This window comes from Pseudoalteromonas sp. bablab_jr011, from assembly GCF_016464045.1.
Classification (GTDB): Bacteria; Pseudomonadota; Gammaproteobacteria; order Enterobacterales; family Alteromonadaceae; genus Pseudoalteromonas; species Pseudoalteromonas lipolytica.
In genome coordinates this window covers 126,623-150,380 of the sequence record NZ_JACDWU010000320.1, presented here as the reverse complement: position 1 = coordinate 150,380, position 23,758 = coordinate 126,623, and the positions used below count along the sequence as shown (strand labels likewise).

Annotated in this window: 22 protein-coding genes; 13 read left to right on the top strand and 9 right to left on the bottom strand. The window is 40.9% G+C overall.

Going from position 1 to position 23,758, the window contains the following annotated elements; translation table 11 throughout:
* Window positions 1-137: 137 nt before the first annotated feature.
* Complete coding sequence (locus JIG41_RS21465) at window positions 138-578, top strand: YaeQ family protein (RefSeq protein WP_206770835.1); 441 nt, start codon at window positions 138-140, stop codon at window positions 576-578.
* Here JIG41_RS21465 and yfaE read toward each other — a convergent pair.
* The 5 genes from yfaE to ubiG all read right to left on the bottom strand — a co-directional run bounded on the left by yfaE (window position 575) and on the right by ubiG (window position 6,103).
* Window positions 575-847, bottom strand: a complete 273-nt coding sequence (yfaE, locus tag JIG41_RS21460; protein WP_036968605.1) for a class I ribonucleotide reductase maintenance protein YfaE — start codon at window positions 845-847, stop codon at window positions 575-577. The genes JIG41_RS21465 and yfaE overlap by 4 nt on opposite strands.
* A complete protein-coding gene (gene nrdB / locus JIG41_RS21455) occupies window positions 847-1,977 on the bottom strand; it encodes a class Ia ribonucleoside-diphosphate reductase subunit beta (protein ID WP_036968602.1) in 1,131 nt (376 codons plus the stop codon). The genes yfaE and nrdB overlap by 1 nt, the downstream gene beginning before the upstream one ends.
* Window positions 1,978-2,046: 69 nt before the next feature.
* Complete coding sequence (nrdA, locus tag JIG41_RS21450; RefSeq protein WP_036968599.1) at window positions 2,047-4,332, bottom strand: class 1a ribonucleoside-diphosphate reductase subunit alpha; 2,286 nt, start codon at window positions 4,330-4,332, stop codon at window positions 2,047-2,049.
* 389 nt (window positions 4,333-4,721) lie between these two features.
* Window positions 4,722-5,393 carry an HAD family hydrolase gene (locus JIG41_RS21445; RefSeq protein ID WP_199525443.1) on the bottom strand — a complete coding sequence of 224 codons (672 nt, stop codon included), beginning with the start codon at window positions 5,391-5,393 and terminating at the stop codon, window positions 4,722-4,724.
* The gene (ubiG, locus tag JIG41_RS21440) at window positions 5,393-6,103 is read right to left on the bottom strand and encodes a bifunctional 2-polyprenyl-6-hydroxyphenol methylase/3-demethylubiquinol 3-O-methyltransferase UbiG (RefSeq protein WP_075593609.1); all 711 of its coding nucleotides are present in this window, start codon (window positions 6,101-6,103) and stop codon (window positions 5,393-5,395) included. Before ubiG ends, JIG41_RS21445 begins: the two co-directional genes overlap by 1 nt.
* Before the next feature lie 176 nt (window positions 6,104-6,279).
* On the opposite strand from ubiG, the gene gyrA reads away from it, so the two are divergent.
* The 9 genes from gyrA to pyrF all read left to right on the top strand — a co-directional run bounded on the left by gyrA (window position 6,280) and on the right by pyrF (window position 16,524).
* On the top strand, window positions 6,280-8,976 hold the full coding sequence (gene gyrA, locus JIG41_RS21435; RefSeq protein ID WP_036968590.1) for a DNA topoisomerase (ATP-hydrolyzing) subunit A: 2,697 nt from the start codon (window positions 6,280-6,282) through the stop codon (window positions 8,974-8,976).
* A 69-nt stretch (window positions 8,977-9,045) separates the two neighbouring features.
* A complete protein-coding gene (gene serC, locus JIG41_RS21430) occupies window positions 9,046-10,134 on the top strand; it encodes a 3-phosphoserine/phosphohydroxythreonine transaminase (protein ID WP_075593608.1) in 1,089 nt (362 codons plus the stop codon).
* Window position 10,135: 1 nt separating this feature from the next.
* The gene (gene aroA, locus JIG41_RS21425) at window positions 10,136-11,416 is read left to right on the top strand and encodes a 3-phosphoshikimate 1-carboxyvinyltransferase (RefSeq protein ID WP_074988248.1); all 1,281 of its coding nucleotides are present in this window, start codon (window positions 10,136-10,138) and stop codon (window positions 11,414-11,416) included.
* A gap of 104 nt (window positions 11,417-11,520) precedes the next feature.
* Complete coding sequence (gene cmk, locus JIG41_RS21420; protein WP_118844234.1) at window positions 11,521-12,234, top strand: (d)CMP kinase; 714 nt, start codon at window positions 11,521-11,523, stop codon at window positions 12,232-12,234.
* 93 nt (window positions 12,235-12,327) lie between these two features.
* The gene (gene rpsA, locus JIG41_RS21415; RefSeq protein ID WP_036968578.1) at window positions 12,328-13,995 is read left to right on the top strand and encodes a 30S ribosomal protein S1; all 1,668 of its coding nucleotides are present in this window, start codon (window positions 12,328-12,330) and stop codon (window positions 13,993-13,995) included.
* 62 nt (window positions 13,996-14,057) lie between these two features.
* Entirely contained in the window at window positions 14,058-14,345 is a 288-nt protein-coding gene (ihfB, locus tag JIG41_RS21410; RefSeq protein ID WP_036968575.1) for an integration host factor subunit beta, read from the top strand.
* 20 nt (window positions 14,346-14,365) lie between these two features.
* Window positions 14,366-14,647 carry a lipopolysaccharide assembly protein LapA domain-containing protein gene (locus JIG41_RS21405; RefSeq protein ID WP_199525442.1) on the top strand — a complete coding sequence of 94 codons (282 nt, stop codon included), beginning with the start codon at window positions 14,366-14,368 and terminating at the stop codon, window positions 14,645-14,647.
* 2 nt (window positions 14,648-14,649) lie between these two features.
* On the top strand, window positions 14,650-15,786 hold the full coding sequence (gene lapB / locus JIG41_RS21400; RefSeq protein WP_075593606.1) for a lipopolysaccharide assembly protein LapB: 1,137 nt from the start codon (window positions 14,650-14,652) through the stop codon (window positions 15,784-15,786).
* A 33-nt stretch (window positions 15,787-15,819) separates the two neighbouring features.
* Window positions 15,820-16,524 carry an orotidine-5'-phosphate decarboxylase gene (gene pyrF / locus JIG41_RS21395; protein WP_036968566.1) on the top strand — a complete coding sequence of 235 codons (705 nt, stop codon included), beginning with the start codon at window positions 15,820-15,822 and terminating at the stop codon, window positions 16,522-16,524.
* A gap of 421 nt (window positions 16,525-16,945) precedes the next feature.
* Here the strand turns inward: pyrF and JIG41_RS21390 are convergent, their stop codons facing one another.
* Window positions 16,946-17,437 (bottom strand): VOC family protein, encoded by a 492-nt coding sequence (locus JIG41_RS21390; RefSeq protein WP_199525441.1) that lies wholly within the window; start codon window positions 17,435-17,437, stop codon window positions 16,946-16,948.
* 125 nt (window positions 17,438-17,562) lie between these two features.
* Between JIG41_RS21390 and JIG41_RS21385 the strand changes: the two genes are divergently transcribed.
* Entirely contained in the window at window positions 17,563-18,450 is an 888-nt protein-coding gene (locus JIG41_RS21385) for a LysR family transcriptional regulator (protein ID WP_199525440.1), read from the top strand.
* Window positions 18,451-18,643: 193 nt separating this feature from the next.
* Here the strand turns inward: JIG41_RS21385 and JIG41_RS21380 are convergent, their stop codons facing one another.
* Window positions 18,644-19,549, bottom strand: a complete 906-nt coding sequence (locus JIG41_RS21380; protein ID WP_065979893.1) for a LysR family transcriptional regulator — start codon at window positions 19,547-19,549, stop codon at window positions 18,644-18,646.
* Window positions 19,550-19,656: 107 nt separating this feature from the next.
* Here JIG41_RS21380 and dkgB point away from each other — a divergent pair, with 107 nt between their 5' ends.
* The gene (gene dkgB / locus JIG41_RS21375) at window positions 19,657-20,457 is read left to right on the top strand and encodes a 2,5-didehydrogluconate reductase DkgB (protein WP_074988246.1); all 801 of its coding nucleotides are present in this window, start codon (window positions 19,657-19,659) and stop codon (window positions 20,455-20,457) included.
* 1 nt (window position 20,458) lies between these two features.
* Window positions 20,459-21,043, top strand: coding sequence for an NAD(P)H-dependent oxidoreductase (locus JIG41_RS21370; protein WP_065979895.1), 585 nt, complete (start codon window positions 20,459-20,461; stop codon window positions 21,041-21,043).
* 367 nt (window positions 21,044-21,410) lie between these two features.
* Here JIG41_RS21370 and JIG41_RS21365 read toward each other — a convergent pair whose 3' ends face one another.
* Both JIG41_RS21365 and JIG41_RS21360 read right to left on the bottom strand, forming a co-directional pair.
* Window positions 21,411-22,241, bottom strand: coding sequence for a S1 RNA-binding domain-containing protein (locus JIG41_RS21365; RefSeq protein WP_036968547.1), 831 nt, complete (start codon window positions 22,239-22,241; stop codon window positions 21,411-21,413).
* Between the two features lie 2 nt (window positions 22,242-22,243).
* On the bottom strand, window positions 22,244-23,569 hold the full coding sequence (locus tag JIG41_RS21360; protein ID WP_065979896.1) for a DEAD/DEAH box helicase: 1,326 nt from the start codon (window positions 23,567-23,569) through the stop codon (window positions 22,244-22,246).
* Window positions 23,570-23,758: the final 189 nt, after the last annotated feature.

Below are 23,758 nucleotides of genomic sequence, written 5' to 3'. Positions count from 1 at the left end.
TGAAAGAACGCTTATCTTCCACAAGTTCAAGGTGGCTAAATAACGACATAATTAACAAGTAGATAGTGACAATGTGGGCGTTATTAGATCAGAAAAGAGGCGGATGTTAAAGCCTTTTTACAAAGTGCGATCCCGCCGTGTGTGACAGAGGGGAAAGTTATCAGCATTTTGTGCTCAAATTGCTGAGCTATTGTTTGTTTTCGCATAATAAGCAGGCAACTATCAATGCTCGGCTAAAAAACAATCAACCCGATGTGTCAATAAAAGCGCTCGATGAGCATTATGAGACGTGGCTGTCTGTTGATCAGCCCGATATATCCATGTTAACTAAAATTGCTAAGCGTGTTGATGAACTGTGGGTTGTCACCACGCTTGAAAGTGACTGGTTAAATGAGTATCAACGTCAGCTTGCGTTGATCAGCAACAGTCACCTTATTGCTTTCGATAGTCAGTTTATTGAACAACTCGTTACTCATCTAAGTAAAAATTTGCAGTGGGATATTACCATTGATCAGCAAACGATTAGCGTGGCAGATAAACACCACTTTTACCAAACACGTGATCTTGTATGGCATTAAAGTTCAATAGTAATTTTACCGTTAGGTTTACTGCAACACAGTAATACTTCACCTGGACGCACAAAGGCAAGGGGCTCTTGATTATAACGTACGTCGCCTTCTACAAGCTGAGCACGACAAGCACCACAATATCCTTCGCGGCATTGATAGGGGACATCTATTTTATGTTGTTCAAGGCATTCAAGGAGAGATGAACAGCCAGAGTCAAAATCTATACTCTGGCTGTCTGTTCCTGCAAGGATAACCTGTGCAGTGTGTTTAGTGCTCATTACAGATCGAAATCACCAAAGTCTGATGCATCAACTTGAGAATCGATTTGACCAACAAGGTAAGAACTTATCTCGGCTTCTTGCGGTGCAACTTGCACGTTATCAGAGACTAACCACGAATTGATCCATGGAATCGGGTTGCTCTTACTTTCAAACTGAGCAGGTAAGCCTACCGCAGTCATTCGCGCATTTGTAATGTATTCAACGTATTGGCATAAAATATCTTTGTTTAAGCCAATCATTGAGCCATCTTTAAACAGGTATTCAGCCCAGTCTTTTTCTTGCTCTGCGGCATCAACAAACATTTTAATTGCTTCATCTTTACATTGCGCTGCAACAATCGCCATTTCAGGATCGTCTTTACCGTCTTGCATAATGTTTAAGATGTGTTGTGTGCCTGATAAATGAAGAGCTTCATCACGCGCAATTAATTTAATGATTTTTGCATTGCCTTCCATTAGCTCGCGTTCAGCAAACGCGAATGAACATGCAAAGCTGACATAAAAACGAATTGCTTCCAGAATATTAACCGACATCATCGCAAGGTAAAGCAACTTTTTAAGGTCGAACAAGCTCACTTTAACTTCTTCACCATTAATCACATGTTTACCTTCACCGTAAAGGTTGTAAATCGAAATCATGTTGATTAATTCATCGTAATACTTAGTCACCGCATCGGCACGTTCACTGATTTTTTCGTTACTCACGATATCATCAAAGATAAGCTCAGGTGACTGCGTTACGTTACGAATAATGTGCGTGTATGAACGGCTGTGAATTGTTTCACTAAATGCCCATGTTTCAATCCACGTTTCAAGTTCAGGAATTGACACAATTGGCAGTAAGGCAACGTTAGGCGAACGACCTTGCACACTATCAAGTAATGTTTGGTATTTTAAGTTACTTAAAAAAATGTGTTTTTCATGGTCAGGTAAAGCTTGAAAGTCAAGACGGTCTTTACTTACGTCAACTTCTTCAGGACGCCAGAAGAAAGATAATTGTTTTTCAATTAGCTTCTCGAAGATAGGGTACTTTTGTTGGTCGTAACGTGACACGTTTACCGTCTGGCCGAAAAACATCGGTTCTAGTAATTGGTTATTATGGTTTCGGCTAAAAGTTGTATATGACATAGTGAATACTCAAAAAACAGTCAGGACAAAGCGGGCTAAGGAGCCCGCTTGTGTATGTTATTAATTTAATTAGATTTTACAAGCACCGCCTGCACAACCATCATCTTCCACCTCAGGTGTAAGCTCATCTTGAGCATCTGAAGCGCCATCACGGGTGTTATGGTAATACAACGTTTTAACACCCAGTTTATATGCTGAAAGGAGGTCTTTTAAAAGCACCTTCATAGGTACTTTACCGCCTTCGTACTTAGATGGATCATAATTTGTATTCGCAGAGATCGTTTGGTCAACGAACTTCTGCATAATGCCCACTAATTGCAGATAACCATCGTTTGATGGGATATCCCAAAGTAGCTCATAATTGTCTTTTAGGCGCTCATACTCTGGTACTACTTGTTTCAAGATACCATCTTTACTTGCTTTAACACTGATGTGTCCACGCGGTGGCTCAATACCATTTGTTGCATTAGAGATTTGTGATGAAGTCTCTGATGGCATTAATGCCGACAATGTTGAGTTACGCATACCATGTTCTTTAATGTTCGCGCGCAGTGTATCCCAATCTAAGTGAAGAGGTTCATCACAGATTTGGTCAAGGTCGCGCTTGTACGTATCTGTTGGCATAATACCTTGCGAGTACGTTGTTTCATTAAATTTAGGGCAAGCACCACGTTCTTTAGCAAGCTCATTTGATGCTTTCATTAAATAATATTGAATTGCTTCAAATGTTTGGTGCGTTAATGCGTTTGCACTACCGTCAGAATAACGTTTACCGTTTTTAGCAAGATAGTATGCGTAGTTGATTACACCAATACCTAACGTGCGACGACCCATGGTTGCGTTTTTCGCTGCAGGGACAGGGTAGTCTTGGAAATCAAGTAAGTTATCAAGCGCACGTACTGCAAGTTCAGCAAGCTCTTCTAACTCATCAAGTGACTCAATAGCACCTAAGTTGAATGCAGAAAGTGTACACAGTGCGATTTCGCCTTCTTCGTCCATTACGTTACTAAGTGGCTTTGTCGGTAATGCAATTTCTAAACATAAGTTAGACTGACGGATCGGTGCTACCGTTGAGATAAACGGGCTATGAGTATTACAGTGGTCAACGTTTTGTAAATAAATACGACCTGTACTAGCACGCTCTTGTGCAAACATTGAGAACAGCTCAATCGCTTTAATACGTTTTTTACGAATCGACTCATCTTGCTCGTATTTTACGTATAGCTCATCAAATTTAGCTTGGTCTTCGAAGAATGCATCGTAAAGACCCGGTACATCTGATGGGCTGAACAAAGTAATGTAGTCGTCTTTAATTAAACGGCTGTACATTAATTTGTTGAACTGTACACCGTAATCTAGATGACGAACACGGTTGTCATCAACACCACGGTTATTTTTAAGGACTAATAAGTTTTCAACTTCTAAATGCCACAGCGGGTAGAATAGGGTTGCTGCACCACCACGGACACCGCCTTGAGAACAGCTCTTAACCGCTGTTTGGAAGTGTTTATAAAATGGAATACACCCAGTATGGTATGCTTCACCGTTACGGATTGGGCTACCTAAAGCACGAATACGGCCCGCATTAATACCAATACCTGCACGTTGTGATACGTATTTTACAATCGCAGATGATGTTGCATTAATTGAATCAAGGCTATCACCACACTCAATCAGTACACATGAACTAAATTGACGTGTAGGTGTACGCACACCAGCCATAATAGGAGTCGGCAATGAAATTTTGAATGTCGAAACCGCGTCATAAAAGCGCTTGATGTAATCAAGGCGTGTTTCTCGAGGGTAGTCAGAGAACAAGCTCGCTGCTACTAAGATATATAAAAACTGCGCGCTTTCGTAAATTTCACCCGTTACACGGTTCTGTACTAGGTATTTCCCTTCAAGCTGCTTTACAGCGGCATAGCTGAAGTTTAAGTCACGGTTATGATCAATATACGCATCTAACTCGTCAATTTCTTGCTCAGTGTAATCAACGAGTAAATGTTGATCATAACGCTTGTCTTCAACCAGTTTTGTAATGTGGTCGTATAAACGCGGCGGCTCAAATTGACCATACGCTTTCTTACGTAAATGGAATACAGCTAAACGAGCAGCAAGGTATTGATAATCAGGGGTATCTTTAGAGATCTGATCGGCTGCTGCTTTAATGATAGTTTCGTGAATGTCGTCAGTACGAATGCCATCGTAAAATTGAATATGTGATTTCAATTCAACTTGTGACACAGACACATTATTTAGACCTTCGGCGGCCCAAGCGATGACGCGATGGATCTTATCTAGATCAAGTGACTCTTTACGGCCGTCACGTTTGCTTACAGATAGCTGTTGGTTCATAGTTTTGCCTGTATTCCTTGGGAAATTATATTTTTAGTGACAAAGGTATTCTTAATTATAATTATTATTAGCACCAGCATGAGTCAATTGAATAACATTTAGCCACAATATCTGGTGTTCTTTAAAACGCAGATCACAAGATAGTGTGGTCTGCGATCATTTGCAAGGGATAGAAACGCCCCATTTTGTGGATAACTATTGGATAAACGAATTGTGTTAGTAAGCATTAACCTTTGATCATTCATTGATGATGAAATTTGTAAAAATCAACTCAAGATCTACAAAAATTATCGTTTTTAAAAATAATTTCTGACTGTTTTTTTTATCAACAAAGTTTGCTTAAAACTCAACCCAATCACAATATATGGTGTTTTAACTTAAAACTAACACTATATATGGATAAATCCATCAGTTGGAGTTTGCCAGTTAAAATCTGCGCCCCAGCTCAGTGCGGTATCCACACTTGGTATATAACCCCAAAGTGCAGTTGCACTGTACATATTGGCAGCTTTTGCTGCTTGTATGTCGCGTTCGGCATCACCTATGTATAAGCAACGCGTTGGATCAACATCGAGCATGTTTGCAGTATGAATAAGTGGCTCTGGCGATGGTTTAGCAACTTCTAAGGTATCACCACTCACGACAGCCATGGCATTAGCAAGGCTTGGGATAGCTTGCACCAATGGCTCGGTTAAAAAGCCGGGCTTATTGGTCATGATCCCCCATTTAATGCTGTTTTGCTCAAGTGAGGCGAGAAGTTGCTCAATGCCATTAAAGCACTTGCTATGAATCGCAATGTCTTCTGCATAATAGTCGAGCAGTTGCTGCCTTAATGCTAATTGTTCAACGTCGGGCCATTTATCACCAAAGCCGACCTCTAATAATGCATTGGCCCCATTTGACGCTGCTGGGCGATAAATGCTTTTATCTACAGGCGCGATATTCGCATCTGCTAATACGCGATTTAATGCGCCTCCAAGGTCATCCGCAGTATCGAGTAATGTGCCATCTAAATCAAAAATAAAGGCATCAAAAGCGATATCAGGATTACAACCAGCCATTAGGCAAGTTTCTCAAAATGAAGAATGTAATTAACACTCACATCATCATTTAAACTGTATTGCTTAGAAAACGGATTATAGCTGAGGCCTGTGCTTGCTCTTACTTTTAAGCCTGCGTCTTCTGCCCATGCAATTAATTGGGCGGGTTTTATAAACTTTTTGTGGTCGTGCGTGCCTTCGGGCACCATTTTTAATAACTTTTCAGCACCCACAATGGCGTATAAATACGCTTTAGGTGTTTTATTTAATGTCGAAAAGAATACATCGGCGCCAGGTTTTGCAAGCTCAGCGACCGCACGAATGATAGAAGCAGGGTCTGGCACGTGCTCTAACATTTCCATACAGGTGATTACATCAAAGCGAGCAGGGTGCTCTTTAGCAAACTCTTCAGCCGGTACTTTCATATAATCAACAGGGACACCGGTTTCTAAACTGTGTAACTTAGCAACGGTTAATGGCTCTTGACCCATATCGATGCCTGTTACTTTAGCTCCCATGCGTGCCATGCTTTCACTTAAAATGCCGCCACCACAGCCAACATCTAAGGTTTCTTTATCAAATAAGCCGCCAACTTTGTCGGCAACAAAATCCAAGCGAAGAGGATTTATTTCATGAAGAGGTTTGAACTCTCCGTCGCGGTCCCACCAACGTTCAGCGATGGCTTCAAACTTTGCAATTTCTGCATTATCTACATTTTGATGTTCGGTCATAAAAAACTTCCTCGTCAATCTGAGGCCATTATATAGGGGTAAATTAATAAATCGCAAAGATTTAGCGCCTGTAAATCTAAATTAATTGTGGTAGCATGGTCATGAAATAATAACTAAAGCTCTAAAGGCGGCGCTTTGCCTCTTTATGAGTCAATACTGAAGGAATGTGAAATCAAATGACTGATCTCGCCAATGAAATTCTGCCAGTCAATATTGAAGATGAATTAAAAAACTCCTACCTTGATTACGCAATGAGCGTAATTGTAGGACGTGCATTGCCAGACGTACGTGATGGTCTAAAACCTGTTCACCGTCGTGTTTTATTCGCAATGAACGAACTCAATAATGATTGGAATAAGCCTTACAAAAAATCAGCACGTGTTGTTGGTGATGTAATCGGTAAGTACCACCCACATGGCGACAGCGCGGTATATGACACCATCGTACGTATGGCGCAGCCTTTCTCATTACGCTATATGCTTGTTGATGGCCAAGGTAACTTTGGTTCAGTTGACGGTGACTCTGCGGCAGCAATGCGTTATACGGAAGTCCGTATGGCAAAAATGTCACATGAGCTATTAGCCGACCTCGAAAAAGAAACGGTTGATTACGTACCTAACTATGATGGTACGGAGCAAATTCCTGACGTATTACCGACGAAAGTACCTAACTTATTAGTGAATGGTTCATCGGGTATTGCGGTTGGTATGGCGACGAACATTCCGCCACATAACTTAACTGAAGTTATTAATGGGTGTTTGGCACTTATCCAAAACCCAGATATGACAATTGCTGATCTGATTGAATATATCCCAGGTCCAGATTTCCCTACAGCCGCGATCATTAATGGTAAGAAAGGCATAGAGCAAGCTTACCTAACGGGTCGTGGTAAAGTGTACATCCGCGCACGCGCAGAAATTGAAGTAGACGAAAAAACGGGTCGTGAAACGATCATCGTCCACGAAATTCCGTACCAAGTTAACAAAGCACGCTTGATTGAAAAAATCGCTGAACTTGTTAAAGACAAAAAAATTGAAGGCATTAGCGCACTCCGTGATGAATCAGATAAAGACGGTATGCGTATCGTTATCGAGATTAAACGTGGTGATGTAGGCGAAGTTATTCTGAATAACCTTTATGCACAAACACAGTTACAAACCGTGTTTGGTATGAATATGGTTGCACTTGATAACAACCAGCCTAAGTGTTTCAACTTAAAAGAAATGCTTGAAGCATTTATCATTCACCGCCGCGAAGTAGTCACCCGTCGTACGGTATTTGATTTACGCAAAGCCCGTGACCGTGCCCATACGCTTGAAGGCTTAGCGATTGCCCTTGCGAATATCGACCCAATCATTGAGTTAATTCGTAAATCACCTACGCCTGCTGAAGCAAAAGCAGCTTTAACAGCAAGGTCTTGGGAACTAGGCACTGTTAAAGCCATGCTTGAAAAAGCCGGTGAAGAAAATGTAGCGCGTCCTGATTGGCTAGCACCAGAGCTAGGTATTCGTGATGGTGAGTACTATTTATCTGAGCAACAAGCACAAGCGATCCTTGACCTACGTTTACACAAATTAACGGGTCTTGAGCATGAGAAGATCTTAGACGAGTACCAAACACTACTCGATCTTATTGCTGAACTACTTTATATCCTTTCAACCCCAGATCGCCTTATGGAAGTTATTCGCGACGAACTAGTTGAAATTAAAGAACAATATGGCGACGAACGCCGTACAGAAATCAGTGCAGCAGCTCACGATATCAGCCTTGAAGACTTAATTAATGAAGAAGACGTTGTCGTAACGCTTTCTCATGAAGGGTATGTGAAGTATCAGCCATTATCAGACTACGAAGCACAACGTCGTGGTGGTAAAGGTAAATCAGCAACGAAGATGAAAGATGAAGATTTCATTGAACGTCTCCTTGTTGCAAATACACACGATACGATTCTGTGTTTCTCGACTGCTGGTCGTTTATACTGGCTGAAAGTATACCAATTACCACTTGCCAGCCGTGCAGCGCGTGGTAAGCCAATTGTGAACTTACTGCCGCTTGAAGCTGACGAACGTATCACTGCAATTCTACCTGTACGTGAGTACGAAGAAGATAAATACATCTTCATGGCTACAGCATTTGGTACAGTTAAGAAAACACCATTAACAGCTTATAGCCGTCAACGTGCAAGCGGTATCATTGCGGTCAACCTAAATGAAGGCGATAGCCTAATTGGTGTTGATATCACTGATGGTACAAACGAAATCATGCTATTCACAGACGCAGGCAAGGTAGTACGCTTTAAAGAAGCGGAAGAGTCGACCGTCGTTGATGAAAATGGCAATCCGGTACTTGATGAAGAGGGTAACCCTGAAATCCGCTTCAAAGGTGTACGCCCAATGGGTCGTACTGCAACCGGTGTGCGTGGTATTAAGATGGCAGACGACCAACGCGTTGTGTCGTTAATTGTGCCTAAGACAGACGGTGCAATCCTCACCGTGACTGAAAATGGTTATGGTAAGCGTACAGCACTTGCCGATTACCCATCGAAGAGCCGTGCAACACAAGGTGTTGTATCAATCAAAGTAAGCGAGCGTAATGGCGCAGTGGTTGGTGCAGTACAAGTTGATGAAAACGACGAAATCATGATTATCTCTAATCGCGGTACGCTTGTTCGTACTCGTGTTAATGAGGTTTCTACGGTTGGTCGTAATACGCAGGGCGTTATTTTGATACGAACTATTGACGAAGAGCAAGTAGTTGGTTTACAACGTATCGAAGAAATCGAAGTTGATGAGCTTGAAGCCATCGAAGGCGAGGGCGTTGAAGTAGTCGATACACATACTGAAGAAACGGTTGATAACCCACCTTCAGAGTAACATTGATTTAAAAAGCGGCTTCGGCCGCTTTTTTTATCCGCACTATAATTACTGGAATGAGGCAAAGTAATGACTAAATATAATTTTTGTGCAGGACCGGCAATGTTACCGCCGGCAGTAATGCAAAAAGCACAAAAAGAATTTATAGATTGGCAAGGTTTAGGCGTATCTGTGATGGAAATCAGCCATCGTAGTAGCGACTTTTTAGAGCTTACAGCAAAATGTGAAGCAAGCTTACGCCGTCTAATGAATATCAGTGACGAATTTGAAGTTTTATTCATGCACGGCGGTGGCCGAGGCCAATTTAGTGCTGTACCACTAAATTTGCATTTAGCAGATAAGCCCGCGGTGTATTGTGAAAACGGTGTGTGGTCAAAAGGCGCGACACAAGAAGCCGAAAAGTTCACCGCAGTGACAAGTATTAATGTTCGTAATGACGAGCAGCAAAATGGCCAGTTTTCAATTAAACCAGCGACAAGCTGGGAATTACCAGCTGATGCGTCATACATTCACTATTGCCCAAATGAAACGGTTGATGGTATTGAGATTTTTGACGTGCCTTCACATCCATCTGCGCCAATAGTCGCCGATATGTCATCAACAATTTTGTCACGCGAAATTGACGTAAACCAGTTCGATGTCATTTATGCAGGCGCACAAAAGAACATCGGCCCATCGGGTTTAGCAATTGTTATTATTCGTAAAACGTTGCTTGAGCGCGAAGGTCTCGAAAAACCAGGTATTCTTGATTACGCATTAGAAGCAAAGCAAGGCAGCATGTACAACACGCCACCGACATTTGCATGGTACTTAGCAGCAGAAGTGTTTGAATGGTTAGAAGCAAACGGTGGCGTAAAAGCCATGGAAGAGCAAAATATTGCCAAAGCAGAATTGCTGTATAACTTTATCGACAATTCAGAATTTTATAATAATAAAGTTGCTAAGCATTGCCGATCGCGTATGAACGTACCATTTTGGTTAAACGATGAATCGCTTAATGACCAGTTTATTAAAGAATCGAAAGAAGCGGGTTTACTGGCGCTTGAAGGCCACCGCATTGTAGGTGGTATGCGCGCAAGTATTTATAACGCAATGCCACTTGCTGGTGTACAAGCCTTGGTTGATTTTATGGATAAATTCGCCAAGGAGAATAGCTAATATGGAACAGCTTCGTCTTGAACCTATCTCAAAGGTAAATGGCAGTGTCACGCTGCCGGGCTCAAAGAGCTTATCAAATCGTATTTTACTTTTGGCGGCGCTTGCACAGGGCACCACGGTCGTTGAAAATTTGCTAGACAGTGATGATATTCGTCATATGTTAGGCGCACTTAAGCTATTGGGTGTGAATGTTACCTTAAATGACGATAAAACCGTTGCGACCGTTGAAGGTGTAGCAGGTAAATTCTTAACACCTAGCGAGCCGTTATTTCTCGGCAATGCTGGCACTGCTTATCGGCCTTTAACAGCGGTTCTTGCCGCTGTAGAGGGCGAGTATGAGCTTGTCGGTGAGCCACGTATGGAAGAGCGTCCTATTGGGCATTTAGTAGATGCTCTGCATGCGCTGGGTGGTGATGTTGAATATTTAAAACATAAAGATTATCCACCACTGGCCATTAAAGGCGGTAAAATTAATGGCGGCCAAGTTGAAATTGACGGCAGTATATCTAGTCAGTTTTTAACGGCCTTATTAATGGCAGCGCCATTATTTAATGGTGATACAGAAATCCGTATTAAAGGTACGTTAGTATCAAAACCTTATATTGATATTACCTTAGATGTTATGCAGCGTTTTGGTGTGTTAGTTAAACACGACAACTACGAAGTATTTTATGTAAAAGGGTGCCAACAATACCAAGCACTAGAGCGCATTATGGTCGAAGGTGATGCATCGAGCGCATCATACTTTGTTGCAGCTGCCGCAATAGCGGGTGGTGAAATAGAAATTAACGGTGTTGGTGCTGCGTCTGTTCAAGGTGACATTGGCTTTGCTAAAGTGATGGAACAAGTAGGCGCTAAGATTGATTGGTACGATGAAAAGCTGGTTGTGCGTAAAGGTGAACTTAACGCGGTTGATATCGACGCAAACGCTATTCCTGATGCGGCCATGACACTGGCCACTGTTGCGTTATTCGCAAAAGGTACAACTGCAATCCGCAATATCTATAACTGGCGTGTAAAAGAAACAGACCGCTTGTACGCCATGGCGACAGAACTTCGTAAAGTGGGCGCTGAGGTAGTCGAAGGTGAAGATTTCATCGAAATTACACCGCCAAAAACATTTAATGATGTAGCGATAGATACATACAATGACCACCGTATTGCCATGTGCTTTGCGATGGTGGCCGTTGGCGGTAAGCCAATAACCATTAATGATCCTAAGTGTACATATAAAACTTTTCCAACGTTTTTCAAGGTACTAGAGTCTGTCTCAAGTCAATAAAACAGAAGAAAATATAAAAAGTTACATTCAAAGTGCGGATCTATTACGAGAACTGACGTATAATGTTGCGGTTTTATTTTGGTGTGCATTGCAGGAGGTTATAAATGCAGGCGTTATTAATGCCCGTAATCACCATTGATGGCCCAAGTGGTTCAGGTAAAGGAACTGTTTGTCGCTTGTTAGCCGAGAAATTAGGTTGGGATGTATTAGACAGCGGGGCGATTTATCGTGTGCTGTCACTTGCTGCACTTCATCATCAAATTGAATTAGACAATGAAGATGCATTAGTGCCGCTGGCTGCAAACTTAGATGTACAGTTTTTGGTAGATAGCCAAACACACACGTCTAAAATTGTACTAGAAGGCGAAGACGTCACAACAACAATTCGCAACGAAGAAGTTGGTGCTGCAGCCTCAAAAGTCGCTGCTTTACCACGCGTAAGAGAAGCATTATTGCGTCGTCAACGCGCGTTTCGTTCTGAAAGCGGATTAATTGCAGATGGTCGCGATATGGGCACGGTTGTGTTTCCAGACGCGCCATTAAAAATATATTTAACAGCGACTGCTGAGGAGCGTGCGCGTCGTCGCTTTGCTGAGTTGAACGATCGTGGACTAGATGTTACACTAAGTGGTCTACTTGAGGACATAAAAGCACGCGATCACCGTGATATGACACGTGAAGTTGCGCCGCTTGTGCCTGCAAAAGATGCCATTGAAATCGATACTAGCGAGTTCAATGCAATGCAAGTGTTTGATAAAGTTATTACTTTAGTCGACGAAGCCGTACTTGCGGGTAAGCTCCCTAAAGCTAAAAAGTAAATTTTTTAATGTGCCGGCAGGATGCCAGCGCTATTTTAACAACCCCATGCAGCATGGTTGCTAATTGGTTATTTAATTATTTAGAGACGTATAATGTCAGAAAATTTTGCGCAGTTATTTGAAGAAAGCCTAAAGGGTTTTGAAGCAGAGCAAGGCTCTATCGTTAAAGGTACAGTTATCTCAATCGAGAACAACATCGTACTTGTTGATGCTGGTCTTAAATCTGAGAGTGCAATCCCTGCTGAGCAATTCAAAAATGCTGCTGGTGAACTAGAAGTTGCTGTTGGCGACGAAGTAGATGTTGCGTTAGATGCAATCGAAGACGGTTTCGGTGAAACTATCCTTTCTCGTGAGAAAGCGAAGCGTCACGAAGCGTGGATCCGCTTAGAAAAAGCATGTGAAGAGCAAGAAACTGTTACTGGTGTTATCAACGGTAAAGTTAAAGGCGGTTTCACTGTTGAAGTTGATTCAATCCGTGCTTTCCTACCTGGTTCACTTGTTGATGTTCGTCCAGTACGTGACACAACTCACCTTGAAGGTAAAGAGCTTGAGTTCAAAGTAATCAAGCTTGACCAAAAACGTAACAACGTTGTTGTTTCTCGCCGTGCAGTTATCGAATCAGAAAACTCACAAGAGCGTGAAGAACTTCTTGCTAACCTTGTTGAAGGTCAAGAAGTTAAAGGTATCGTTAAGAACCTTACTGACTACGGTGCGTTCGTTGACCTTGGTGGTGTTGACGGTCTACTACACATCACAGACATGGCGTGGAAGCGTGTTAAGCACCCTTCAGAAATCGTTAATGTTGGCGACGAAATCGCAGTTAAAGTTCTTAAATTCGACAAAGATAAAACTCGTGTATCTCTAGGTCTTAAACAACTTGGCGAAGATCCATGGGCAGCTATCGCTGGTCGTTACCCAGAAGGTTCTAAGCTTTCTGGTCGTGTTACTAACCTTACAGATTACGGCTGTTTCGTTGAAATCGAAGAAGGCGTTGAAGGTCTAGTACACGTTTCTGAAATGGATTGGACTAACAAGAACATCCACCCTTCAAAAGTTGTTTCACTAGGTGACACTGTTGAAGTTATGGTTCTTGAAATCGACGAAGAGCGTCGTCGTATTTCTCTTGGTCTTAAGCAATGTATTGCTAACCCATGGCAAGAATTTGCTCGTCTACAAAACAAAGGCGACCAAGTTACTGGTAAGATCAAATCAATCACTGACTTCGGTATCTTCATCGGTCTTGAAGGCGGTATTGACGGTCTTGTTCACCTTTCAGACATTTCTTGGAACACACCAGGCGAAGAAGCTGTACGTGAATTCAAGAAAGGCGACGAAATCACTGCTATCGTATTGCAAGTTGACCCAGAGCGTGAGCGTATCTCTCTAGGCGTTAAGCAAATCGAAGCTGACCCTTTCAATAACTACCTGGACGCAAACAAAAAAGGTGCTATTGTTAAAGGTAAAGTGACTGAAGTTGATGCGAAAGGCGCAACTGTTGAGCTAATCGAAGGCGTTGAAGGTTACATCCGTGTAGCTGATATCGCTCAAGAGCGCGTTGAAGATGCTACTACTGTAGTTTCTGCAGGCGACGAAATCGAAGCGAAATACGTTGGTGTTGATCGTAAGAACCGCACTTTAAGCTTATCTGTTAAAGCTCTTTTCGAAGCAGAAGAGAAAGAAGTACTAGAGAAGCTTAAGAAAGAAGAGCCAGCGTTTGAAAACGCAATGGCTGCAGCATTCAAAAATGCTCAAAAAGACTAATCTATAGTCTTTAATTGGAAGGGCAGTTTTGCCCTTCCTTTATCTCTTTTTAAGGAAACGTTATGACTAAGTCAGAATTGATAGAACAACTAGCTGAACAACACGCACACATTCCAGTGAAAGATGTTGAAAATGCCGTTAAAGAAATTCTTGAACAAATGGCCGGTTCATTATCTAGCTCAGATCGTATCGAGATCCGTGGCTTTGGAAGTTTCTCATTGCATTATCGTTCTCCGCGCACAGGTCGTAATCCAAAGACTGGCGAAACAGTTGAGCTAGACGGTAAGCACGTACCACATTTTAAACCAGGTAAAGAATTACGTGACCGCGTAAATGCGAGTATTGCCTAGTTTTATACAGGAGTAGTTACTTGTTTAGGGTATTAAAAATTGTATTAATAGCGCTGTGCTTATTTATTGCATTTGTACTTGGTTCACAAAATCCACAACTTGTGCAAATCAATTATTTAATTGCCAGTAATACGTCGCCCTTAGCTGTTGTAATAAGTATCTGCTTTATTTTAGGTGTCGCCATTGGTTGTTTTATAAGCTTTACACTGTTTTCGCAGTTAAAGTGGCAAAATTATCTCTTAAAGAAAAAGTTAGCGCCTGAAAAAAACAATAAAAAGCTTGTTGCTAATAAAGACACCTAATCATGATTGAGCTTCTGTTTTTACTTTTACCCGTTGCAGCCGGTTACGGCTGGATAATGGGTAAAAACAGTGCTAAAAACCAAGCTCATCAGCTTAATCGCCAAATCACCTCTGAATATTCTAAAGGCCTAAAGTTTCTCTTAGACAGAGAAGAAGACCAAGGCTTAGAACACTTAATTAATCTTCTTGAAGTTGCAGCAGACTCCGTTGAACACTATTCAACATTGGCGACCATGTTTCGCCGTCGTGGCGAGTTAGACCGTGCAATTAAAATTCATGAGCTGTTATTAAAACACCCCAGTTTAGATGAACAACAAGCAGCCACCAGCCGTTTAGAGCTAGCCGAAGATTATATTATGGCAGGGCTGTTAGATGGTGCGGAAGAGCATTTAGTCTGGCTTGTGAAAGCCGGATACAAAGAAGCCTTAGAGCCTATTATTAACCTATATTCGCAAACGCGAGAGTGGGATAAAGGCATTAACATGTACGAGGCGCACAGTGAGCTATTTACAAAACCGCAGCATGTTAAAGCCATTGCTAATTTTTATTGTGAAGCCGCTTTACAAGACAACGATACACAAATTATGCGCAAGGCGATTAGCTTAAACCACAAAGCTATTCGCCCTTTGTATGAGCTCGGCCACAGCGCTTTTACCAAAGAAGATTATGTGAAAGCAATTTACTATTGGCGTGAGCTAATTAGCCAGTTTACCTTTTTTGCCCCTGTGTTTATTGAAGAGCTGGCGATGAGTTATGACAAACTTAACTTAACGCATCAATTTCATGATTTACTGAATGAACTGCTTGAAAAAGGCGGGGTATTAATAAAAATAAAGCATTGCCAAGCACTCCTTGAACAAGGGCATATTGAGCAAGCCATTAAATTTTTAACTGACAGTTTAAAGCGCCATCCCACGATCCGTGGTTTTAGCTTTTTATTACAACTGCTCGCGAAACAAAATAACGATATTAAAGATGTATTAGATCAAATTGATAAATTGGTTACCTCTTATATCGCAACCAAACCTGATTTTCAGTGTCAGCATTGTGGCTTTACCAGTCATACCATTTATTGGGTGTGTCCATCTTGTAAACACTGGGAAACAATTGTTCCAAGCCGTGGCATAGACGGTTTTTAATTCATATTAGTCCATTAGTTTTTTAGGAAAGTTATGTCTGTCGAAGATTCAAAAAAAGTATTAATTGCCCTTGATTATGACGATCAACAAACAGCGCTTACGTTTGTAAAGCAATTATCGCCTGAAACGTGTCGCCTTAAAGTAGGCAAAGAAATGTTCACGTATTTTGGCCCTAGCTTTGTAAAAGAACTAATAGATCTTGGGTTTGATGTTTTCTTAGACCTGAAATTTCATGATATTCCAAACACCGTTGCAAAAGCTGTTACAGCAGCTGCAAAAATGGGTGTATGGATGGTTAACGTGCATGCTTCTGGCGGCGTTGAAATGATGACCAAAGCAAAGCAAGCATTAGAGCAGTTTGGTGATGACGCACCATTATTGATTGCAGTAACAGTATTAACCAGCATGGATGCCGCCGAACTTACTCGCTTAGGTGTAGATAAAACACCTGAAGAGCAGGTTATCTACCTAGCAAAACTAGCTAAAGAATCAGGCCTTGATGGGGTAGTGTGCTCAGCGCAAGAAGCGAAAAAGTTAAAAGCAGAGCTAGGCGCAGACTTTAAACTGGTTACCCCAGGTATTCGCCCTGCAGGTAGCGATGCTGGTGACCAAAAACGCATTATGACACCAAAGCAAGCTGTTGAAGATGGCAGCGATTATTTAGTCGTTGGCCGCCCAATCACCCAATCTGCAGACCCAGTGGCAACACTAAAAGAAATTAATGACTCGCTAAAATAACCTGCGTTATTTAATCTGAATAAAGAGCAAAGTTTTTACTTTGCTCTTTTTGTTTAAGGGCTTAATTATCAGGGGGATATTTGCTTACAGTTTGTGCAAAGTAAATACATGACTAATAAAAACCGTGCATTTATTGATTTTATGAAACAAAAGTTGCTTAATAATTAGCCTAATTCATAAATAGTGATTTTACTCATCTATTGACTCACTTCATTTCAAAATTATTCAGTCTTGCTCTTAAACTCCAAAGTCTCCGATGATATAAGCCTTTAATTACTATTGCGTGCTGTATACACGTTGTGACCATGCAGAATTAACAAGTAGTGTACGTCTACTTTAAACTACACATGAACAACAAAAATGAACCAACACCTCGGCAGAAACAACAAACAAAGACTAGAAAATTTTCTACTCCTTTATGTTATTCGTAGTCTGAAGCGTAAGTATCTTCGTAAGAGTGAGAGTAAAACTCAAATAGGTTGCCAAATGGATCTTCTAGGTAAACCATTTGCGCTTGCTTTAGTTCATCTTCAGGATGATAACGGTGGATATCCATGCGAACTTTGCCACCATACTCTTCAACACGTTTAATTGCTGTTTCAAACTGCTCCTTTGGCAACTGTAAACAGAAATGGAAGATACCAAGGCGCGAGAAATCAACGTTGTGGCACTCTTCGCGGTCAACCATTTCGAACAGCTCAACACCGATACCATCAGTAGTTACTAAGTGAGCAATATTAAAGCTTTTGAAGCCTTCACCGAATACCGCAATACACATGCGACCGATTGCTGATTTTCGCTCTTCTATAACTCTGGTGTTATTCATTACAATTCTAAGGCCTAGCGCTTTAGTGTAGAACTCAACCGCTTTATCCATATCGCCAACCATAATACCAACATGATTCATTTTCATAATTTTCTCCTAGGTGTTGCTGAAATATAAAATCTAATTAATGAGTAAATTATATGAACGCTTATTGATAAAATTAAATTATCGATTATTATGAAAATGATAATTTAAAGTTATGAAGTGATGGTATGCTAAATCCTGTTTGGTTAGAAACGTTTATAACGCTTGTTGATGTTGGGCACTTTACACAAACCGCCGAAAAACTTTATATGACTCAACCGGGAGTTAGCCAGCACATCAACAAACTCGAAGAGGCGTGTGGATATAAGTTAATTAAAAGAGAGAAGAAGTCATTTTCAATTACTGAGCAAGGTCGGTTGGTTTACAACCATGCGAAAGCGTTAATAAGGAATGAAAAGTTTCTCTTTGAGCAACTAAGCTTTGATGATCCTTTATCAGGAGAATGCACCTTAGCATGCTCTGGCTCAGTGGCGCTACTTCTTTACCCAAGGTTATTACCACTTCAAAATCAACATCCCAACATTCACATTAATATTAAAGCAGCCCCTAATCATCAAATTTTGGCTGATATCAAAAACGGACATATTGACCAAGGAATTGTGACTAATATACCCAATGAAAGTTTCTTTGATTTTGAAGAGCTTGGCAAAGAAGAGCTGTGTTTGATTTTGCCCCAAAAAGCTAATGTTAATAATAGCTGGGAGCTATTATTTTCAGAGTTAGGGCTAATCAATCATCCAGATGCAGAACATTATTTGTCTTTGTATTTTAAGCAATCATTAGAACAAGAATTAACACAACTAGATGTTAGCAAAATTCCTGTTGTCGGTTCAATTAACCAAATTAGCCAAATCTTAGAACCAATCGCTCAAGGCATTGGCTTTACCGTATTACCCAAAAGTGCCGTTGACAGCTTTTATCTCCCTAAACGTTTAAAGGTTTTCAAACCTAAACAACCAGTAATAGAAAGTTTATATTTGGTCTGTAAAAAAAACAGAGTATTACCTGCTCGTTATAATACCTTTAATTCAATCATTCGGCAGACATGGGCTTAGGTTCGCTATTCACTCAAAGCCAACCTATAGAGCATTTACTCAGTGGTTTTTGGACAAAAACGTTTCAGCCAGAATAGTTGAAACGAAGATGGACATTTTCGTGTCAGTGACATCACTAAATTAGTAACGTACGGATTACTAAAAGTATGGAAAATCACTCAATCTAATGTGTAGCTCTGGTGATAAGGAAGAGCTACATGAACTCATTATTATCAATTTTAAGGTTACTTTTGATAAACTCGATAAATGATGAAATTCGCAGAGATGTTGCTGAGTTTTTATAGTAAATGGCATGAATAGGTTGCTCTATTCTGAGAGAAGAATCCTTGAACAGCTCTACCAAACTGCCATTTTTCCTATCTCTATATGTCATAAAATCAGATAAGCATGCGATGCCTGCTCCACTTAACGCTAAATGTCGAATTACCTCACCATTATCTGCTTGCAAGTTACTCGTTGCTTTAAAAACCTTATCGTTTTCATTCATGAGTGGCCAATTTTTCAAAATCTCAGGCTTACTAAATCCCAATAGCCTATGGCTGGATAGTTCATCAATACAACTTGGCGCACCAAATTTCTCTAGATACTCAGGGCTAGCAACAATGCGTATTCTGCTGCTACCAATAAATACAGCTCTCAATGTTGAATCTTTAAGTTGACCAATACGGATAGCAATATCCGTTTGTTTTCCGACTAAATCAATATTCTCTTCACTTGTATTCAGTTCGATTTCAACGTCAGGGTACAGCGTTTGGTAATGGGTAATACAAGGTGCAAGTCCGTGAATTGCGAAGGGCGTTGCTGCATTAATTCGTAAAAGACCTGAAGGCTTATCTTTTTGGACTCTTAATTGATCCTCTGCGAAATCAACTTCTTCGAGTATTTTTCGAACTCTTTTTAGGTAAATTCTTCCTTCTGACGTAACACTTAACCTACGAGTAGTACGACTCAATAACGTAGTTTCTAGTTTTGTTTCCAGTCTTGAGATAGTTCTGCTCACTGCAGCTGGTGTAATAGAAAGAATTTCTGACGCCCCTCGTACCGTTCCTGTATCTACAACAGCGACTAGTGCCTTCATCTCATCCAAAGTCGATTTCATTCGTTACCTTTTGTAAATTAAAAATTGATTAATATTAACTTTAATGAATTAGTCCTGCCAAGTAAAGTTAGTACTCACAGCAATAACATAAAAACTTTGGAGACGTTATGACAGTACCTTCATTTGGTGTAGGCACTTTTCGCTTAGAGGGCGAGGTGGTAAAAAGTTCAGTATTAAACGCATTAGAAGTTGGCTATCGCGCGATTGATACTGCTCAAATCTATGGTAATGAAGCGAGCATTGGAGAAGCATTAGTGGATTCTGGCATACCTAGAGAAGAGTTGTACATCACAACCAAAATCTGGGTAGACAATATGTCTAAGGCTGAACTAATCCCAAGCCTCAAGGAAAGTCTAGAGAAACTGAAAATGGACTATGTGGATCTAACACTAATTCACTGGCCTGGTGAGAGTGAAAATATCGAAGAGTATATGCAGGCTCTGCTAGAGGCAAAATCCCTTGGGCTAACTAAAGAAATTGGGGTGTCAAATTTCAATATTGAGTTGTTACACAAAGCCTTCGATGCAGTAGGCAAAGAAAATATTGCTACAAACCAAATTGAGCTAAGTCCATACTTGCAAAACCAGAAATTAGTCTCATATATGCGAGAAAACGGTATACAAGTAACCTCTTACATGACATTAGCCTATGGTGAAGTTTTAAAGGAATCTTTGATTATTGATATTGCAGCTAAGTACAAAGCAACACCAGCGCAAGTAGTGTTGGCGTGGGCATTAGCCAAGGAATTTGCCGTGATCCCATCGTCAACCAAACGCGAAAATCTCATCAGCAACCTGCAAGCAAAGCAACTCGGATTGACGATTGAAGACATTGATTTGATCGATGGTCTTGAACGCAATGGGCGTCAAGTGAGCCCTGATGGTCTTGCTCCAGAATGGGATGATTAAAATGAGTAATGTATTAATTATCAACGGCGGTAAAAAGTTTGCTCACTCTGAAGGAACACTTAATCGTAGGTTGGTAGAACTAGCACATGGATGTTTAATCGAGTTAAACCATGATGTCAAAGTTACTGAAGTCGATAGTGGCTACGATATAGAAACTGAAATTGAAAAATGGTTATGGGCAGATGTCGTAATCCACCAAAATCCTGCATGGTGGATGGGAGCCCCTTGGATTGTGAAAAAGTATATTGATGACGTGTTTACCCTTGGTCATGGTCGTTTGTATCAAAGCGATGGGAGAACAAGAAGTGATAGCGACAAAAAATATGGTTCTGGTGGGTTGCTTCAAGGCAAAAAGTATATGCTTTCGGTTACATGGAATGCCCCACAAGATTCGTTTACTGATCCTTCTCAGTTTTTTGAAGGGGTAGGTGTTGACGGTGTGTACTTGCCATTTCATAAAGCTCATCAGTTTTTGGGCATGTCTCCTTTGGGCACCTTTATGTGTAACGATGTCATTAAAAACCCTCAGGTAGAAAACGACTTTGATAGGTATAAAGCACACTTGAAAGAAGTGTTTTCAAGTTAATCTAGAACAATACAGTCACCTCTTGGCTGCACCTGATTGTACAGGATTACAATCTATCCATCCTCTTATATACAGAGAGGATGGGGGTTAGGCATGAGATAATCTGTACACATTACTCGATGTATTGGTGATAGTAAAAGTAGGTCAAACTTCAAACCATACTCTGAGGTAAAGCGCAGTCGAAACACATAAAGGGGCATTATAGTGTTAGAAAATTTACCGCGCTTATTTGTTACAGCTATCAAAACCAATAAAAAAAGAGTAAAGCTTTCACTTTACTCTTTTTCATATATATCAATAATCTTGTTAGCTCGTAGCTCGTAGCTCGTAGCTCGTAGCTCGTAGCTCGTAGCTCGTAGCTCGTAGCTTATTTCAACCTAATTGAAGTGGCTTCAATATCAATCAAACCTTGTTTAAACAAACCGCCGATGGCTTTTTTGTAGTTTGCTTTACTGGTCGAAAAGGTTTTTCTAATTGCTTCTGGGTCAGATTTGTCACCTAGGTGTAAAATACCGCCTTCGGCTTTTAATTTATCTAGAATTTTTTCGCTAAGGTCGTTTACTTTACCCATGCCTGGTTTTTCGAGTAGTACGTCAATCTTTCCATCTTCACGTACTTTTTGAATGTAACCAGTTAAGCGTTGGCCAACGAATAACTTTTTGAATACTGTGTTGTAATACACCACACCAATGTGTGCTTCGTTAACCAGTACTTTGTAACCTAGGTCTGTTTTGCCCGCTACGATTAACTCAACTTCTTCCATTGGTGCATAGTTAGGCTCATCTTTTGATAAAAACTTATTAAAGTTACTTGATGCACAAATACGCTGACTGGCGTTATCTAGGTATAAGCGTACTAAATACGAAAAGCCTTCTTTCATTTTTGGCTTTTGTTCGTTGTATGGTGCAAGCACATCTTTCTCTAAGCCCCAGTCCATAAATGCACCGGTGTTGTTAATTGCTTTGACGCGCAATAGGGCGTATTCACCAACTTGAGCAAGTGGCTTTTTAGTGGTACCAGTCGGGTGGCCAGCATGATCAAGGTAAATGAATACTTGAACACTGTCGCCAGCTTCAATTTCGTATTCAATTTCTTTGCTAGGTAAAAATACTTCACCTAAATCGCGGCCATCTAAATAGGCGCCTTCGTTTGATATTTCGTTAACGAATAATGTTTGGGTAGTTCCAAGAATGCTCATTATTATTCCTGTTCTGGTTTTTTCTTACGACGCATAGGTGAAAAACCATCCACATCAATAGGGGGTTTAACTGGCGCTTTTGGTTTTTTAGGAGCGGCTTTACGTTTAGGTTTTACTGGTTTTGCAGATATTTTTTCTTCTGCTTTTTTCCAAACAGTATCCGCTTTTTTCTCGCGTAGGCCTTTAAATTTACCTACTAAGCCCTCGACGGTGAAAAAGCTAAGTTCATCATTTAAGAATGCTTTAATTGCTTTATAGCTAGGCCAGTCTTTTGGACCGACAAGCGATATTGCAGTGCCTTTAAAACCGGCGCGTCCTGTACGACCAATACGGTGAACGTATTCTTCGGCATGTTTAGGTAAATCAAAATTAATGACGTGAGTAACACTTAATAAATCAAGGCCACGTGATGCGACGTCGGTGGTAATTAATATTTTAAAATTCTCACGACTGAAAGCATCCATGATCTCCAAACGTTTTGTTTGCGTTAAATCGCCAGCAAGCGCTTGCGCTTTAAAGCCTTTATCATTTAGCCATTGGCTTAAACGTTGGGTGTCGGCTCGGGTTGCAGTAAAGATAATGCACTGACCAACATCGTCTTGTTTTACAAAGTGCTCGAGTAGGGCTTCTTTGTGATCAAGGTGATCCGCTAAATAAAGCTTTTGCGTTATGTCGCTGTGCTGCTCGTTAGAGGCACTTAATAAAATTTGTTTTGGTGAGCGCAGTAAGTTGCGTGATAAAGCATCTACCTGTGCATGATCTAGCGTCGCCGAAAATAATAAAGTTTGACGTAAACGATGATCGGCAAGTTCGTTGATCATTTTAACTTGCTCGGTAAAGCCTAAATCTAAAATACGGTCTGCTTCATCGAAAATGAGTAATTCAAGGCCCGAAAGCTGCAATGAGCGTTGCCCTAAATGGTCAGCAAGACGACCCGGTGTGCCCACAACAAAATGAGGGTCTTTACGAAGCGCCTTAATTTGGTCGTTAAAGTTTTCACCACCTAAAATTTTCACCGCGCTTATATTTGTGCCAGCAATTAGTAGCCTAAGTTGGCTATACACTTGAGTAGCCAGCTCGCGAGTAGGGGCCACTATTAAAACGCGAGGATCTCGTTTACTGAGTGCTTTTTGTTTCATTACGCGCTGTACAGCGGGTAATAAGAACGCCAGCGTTTTGCCCGACCCTGTTTTTGACTGTGCAAAAATGTCATGGCCCGCGATAGCTGTTGGTACCGCGTGAGCTTGAATATCGGTGGGCTGGGTGATGCCTTGATGCGCAAGTTGTTTTTCGAGGCGTGTATCAATCCCAAGTTCAGTAAAATGCAATGCTTAATCTCCGATGAGCAAAATTAGTAAATCGTGTTTATTATAACGTACTTGCCATCGTTGGAGACAGTAAAAACACAGCTATTTCGTTAGAGTTTTTGCAATTAGCGTTAATTCGCGTAAAATACGCGCCCTCAATGCGCCGGATTTGCGATTCGGTTAACGCCAATTATGGCATTTAAAGCAAAA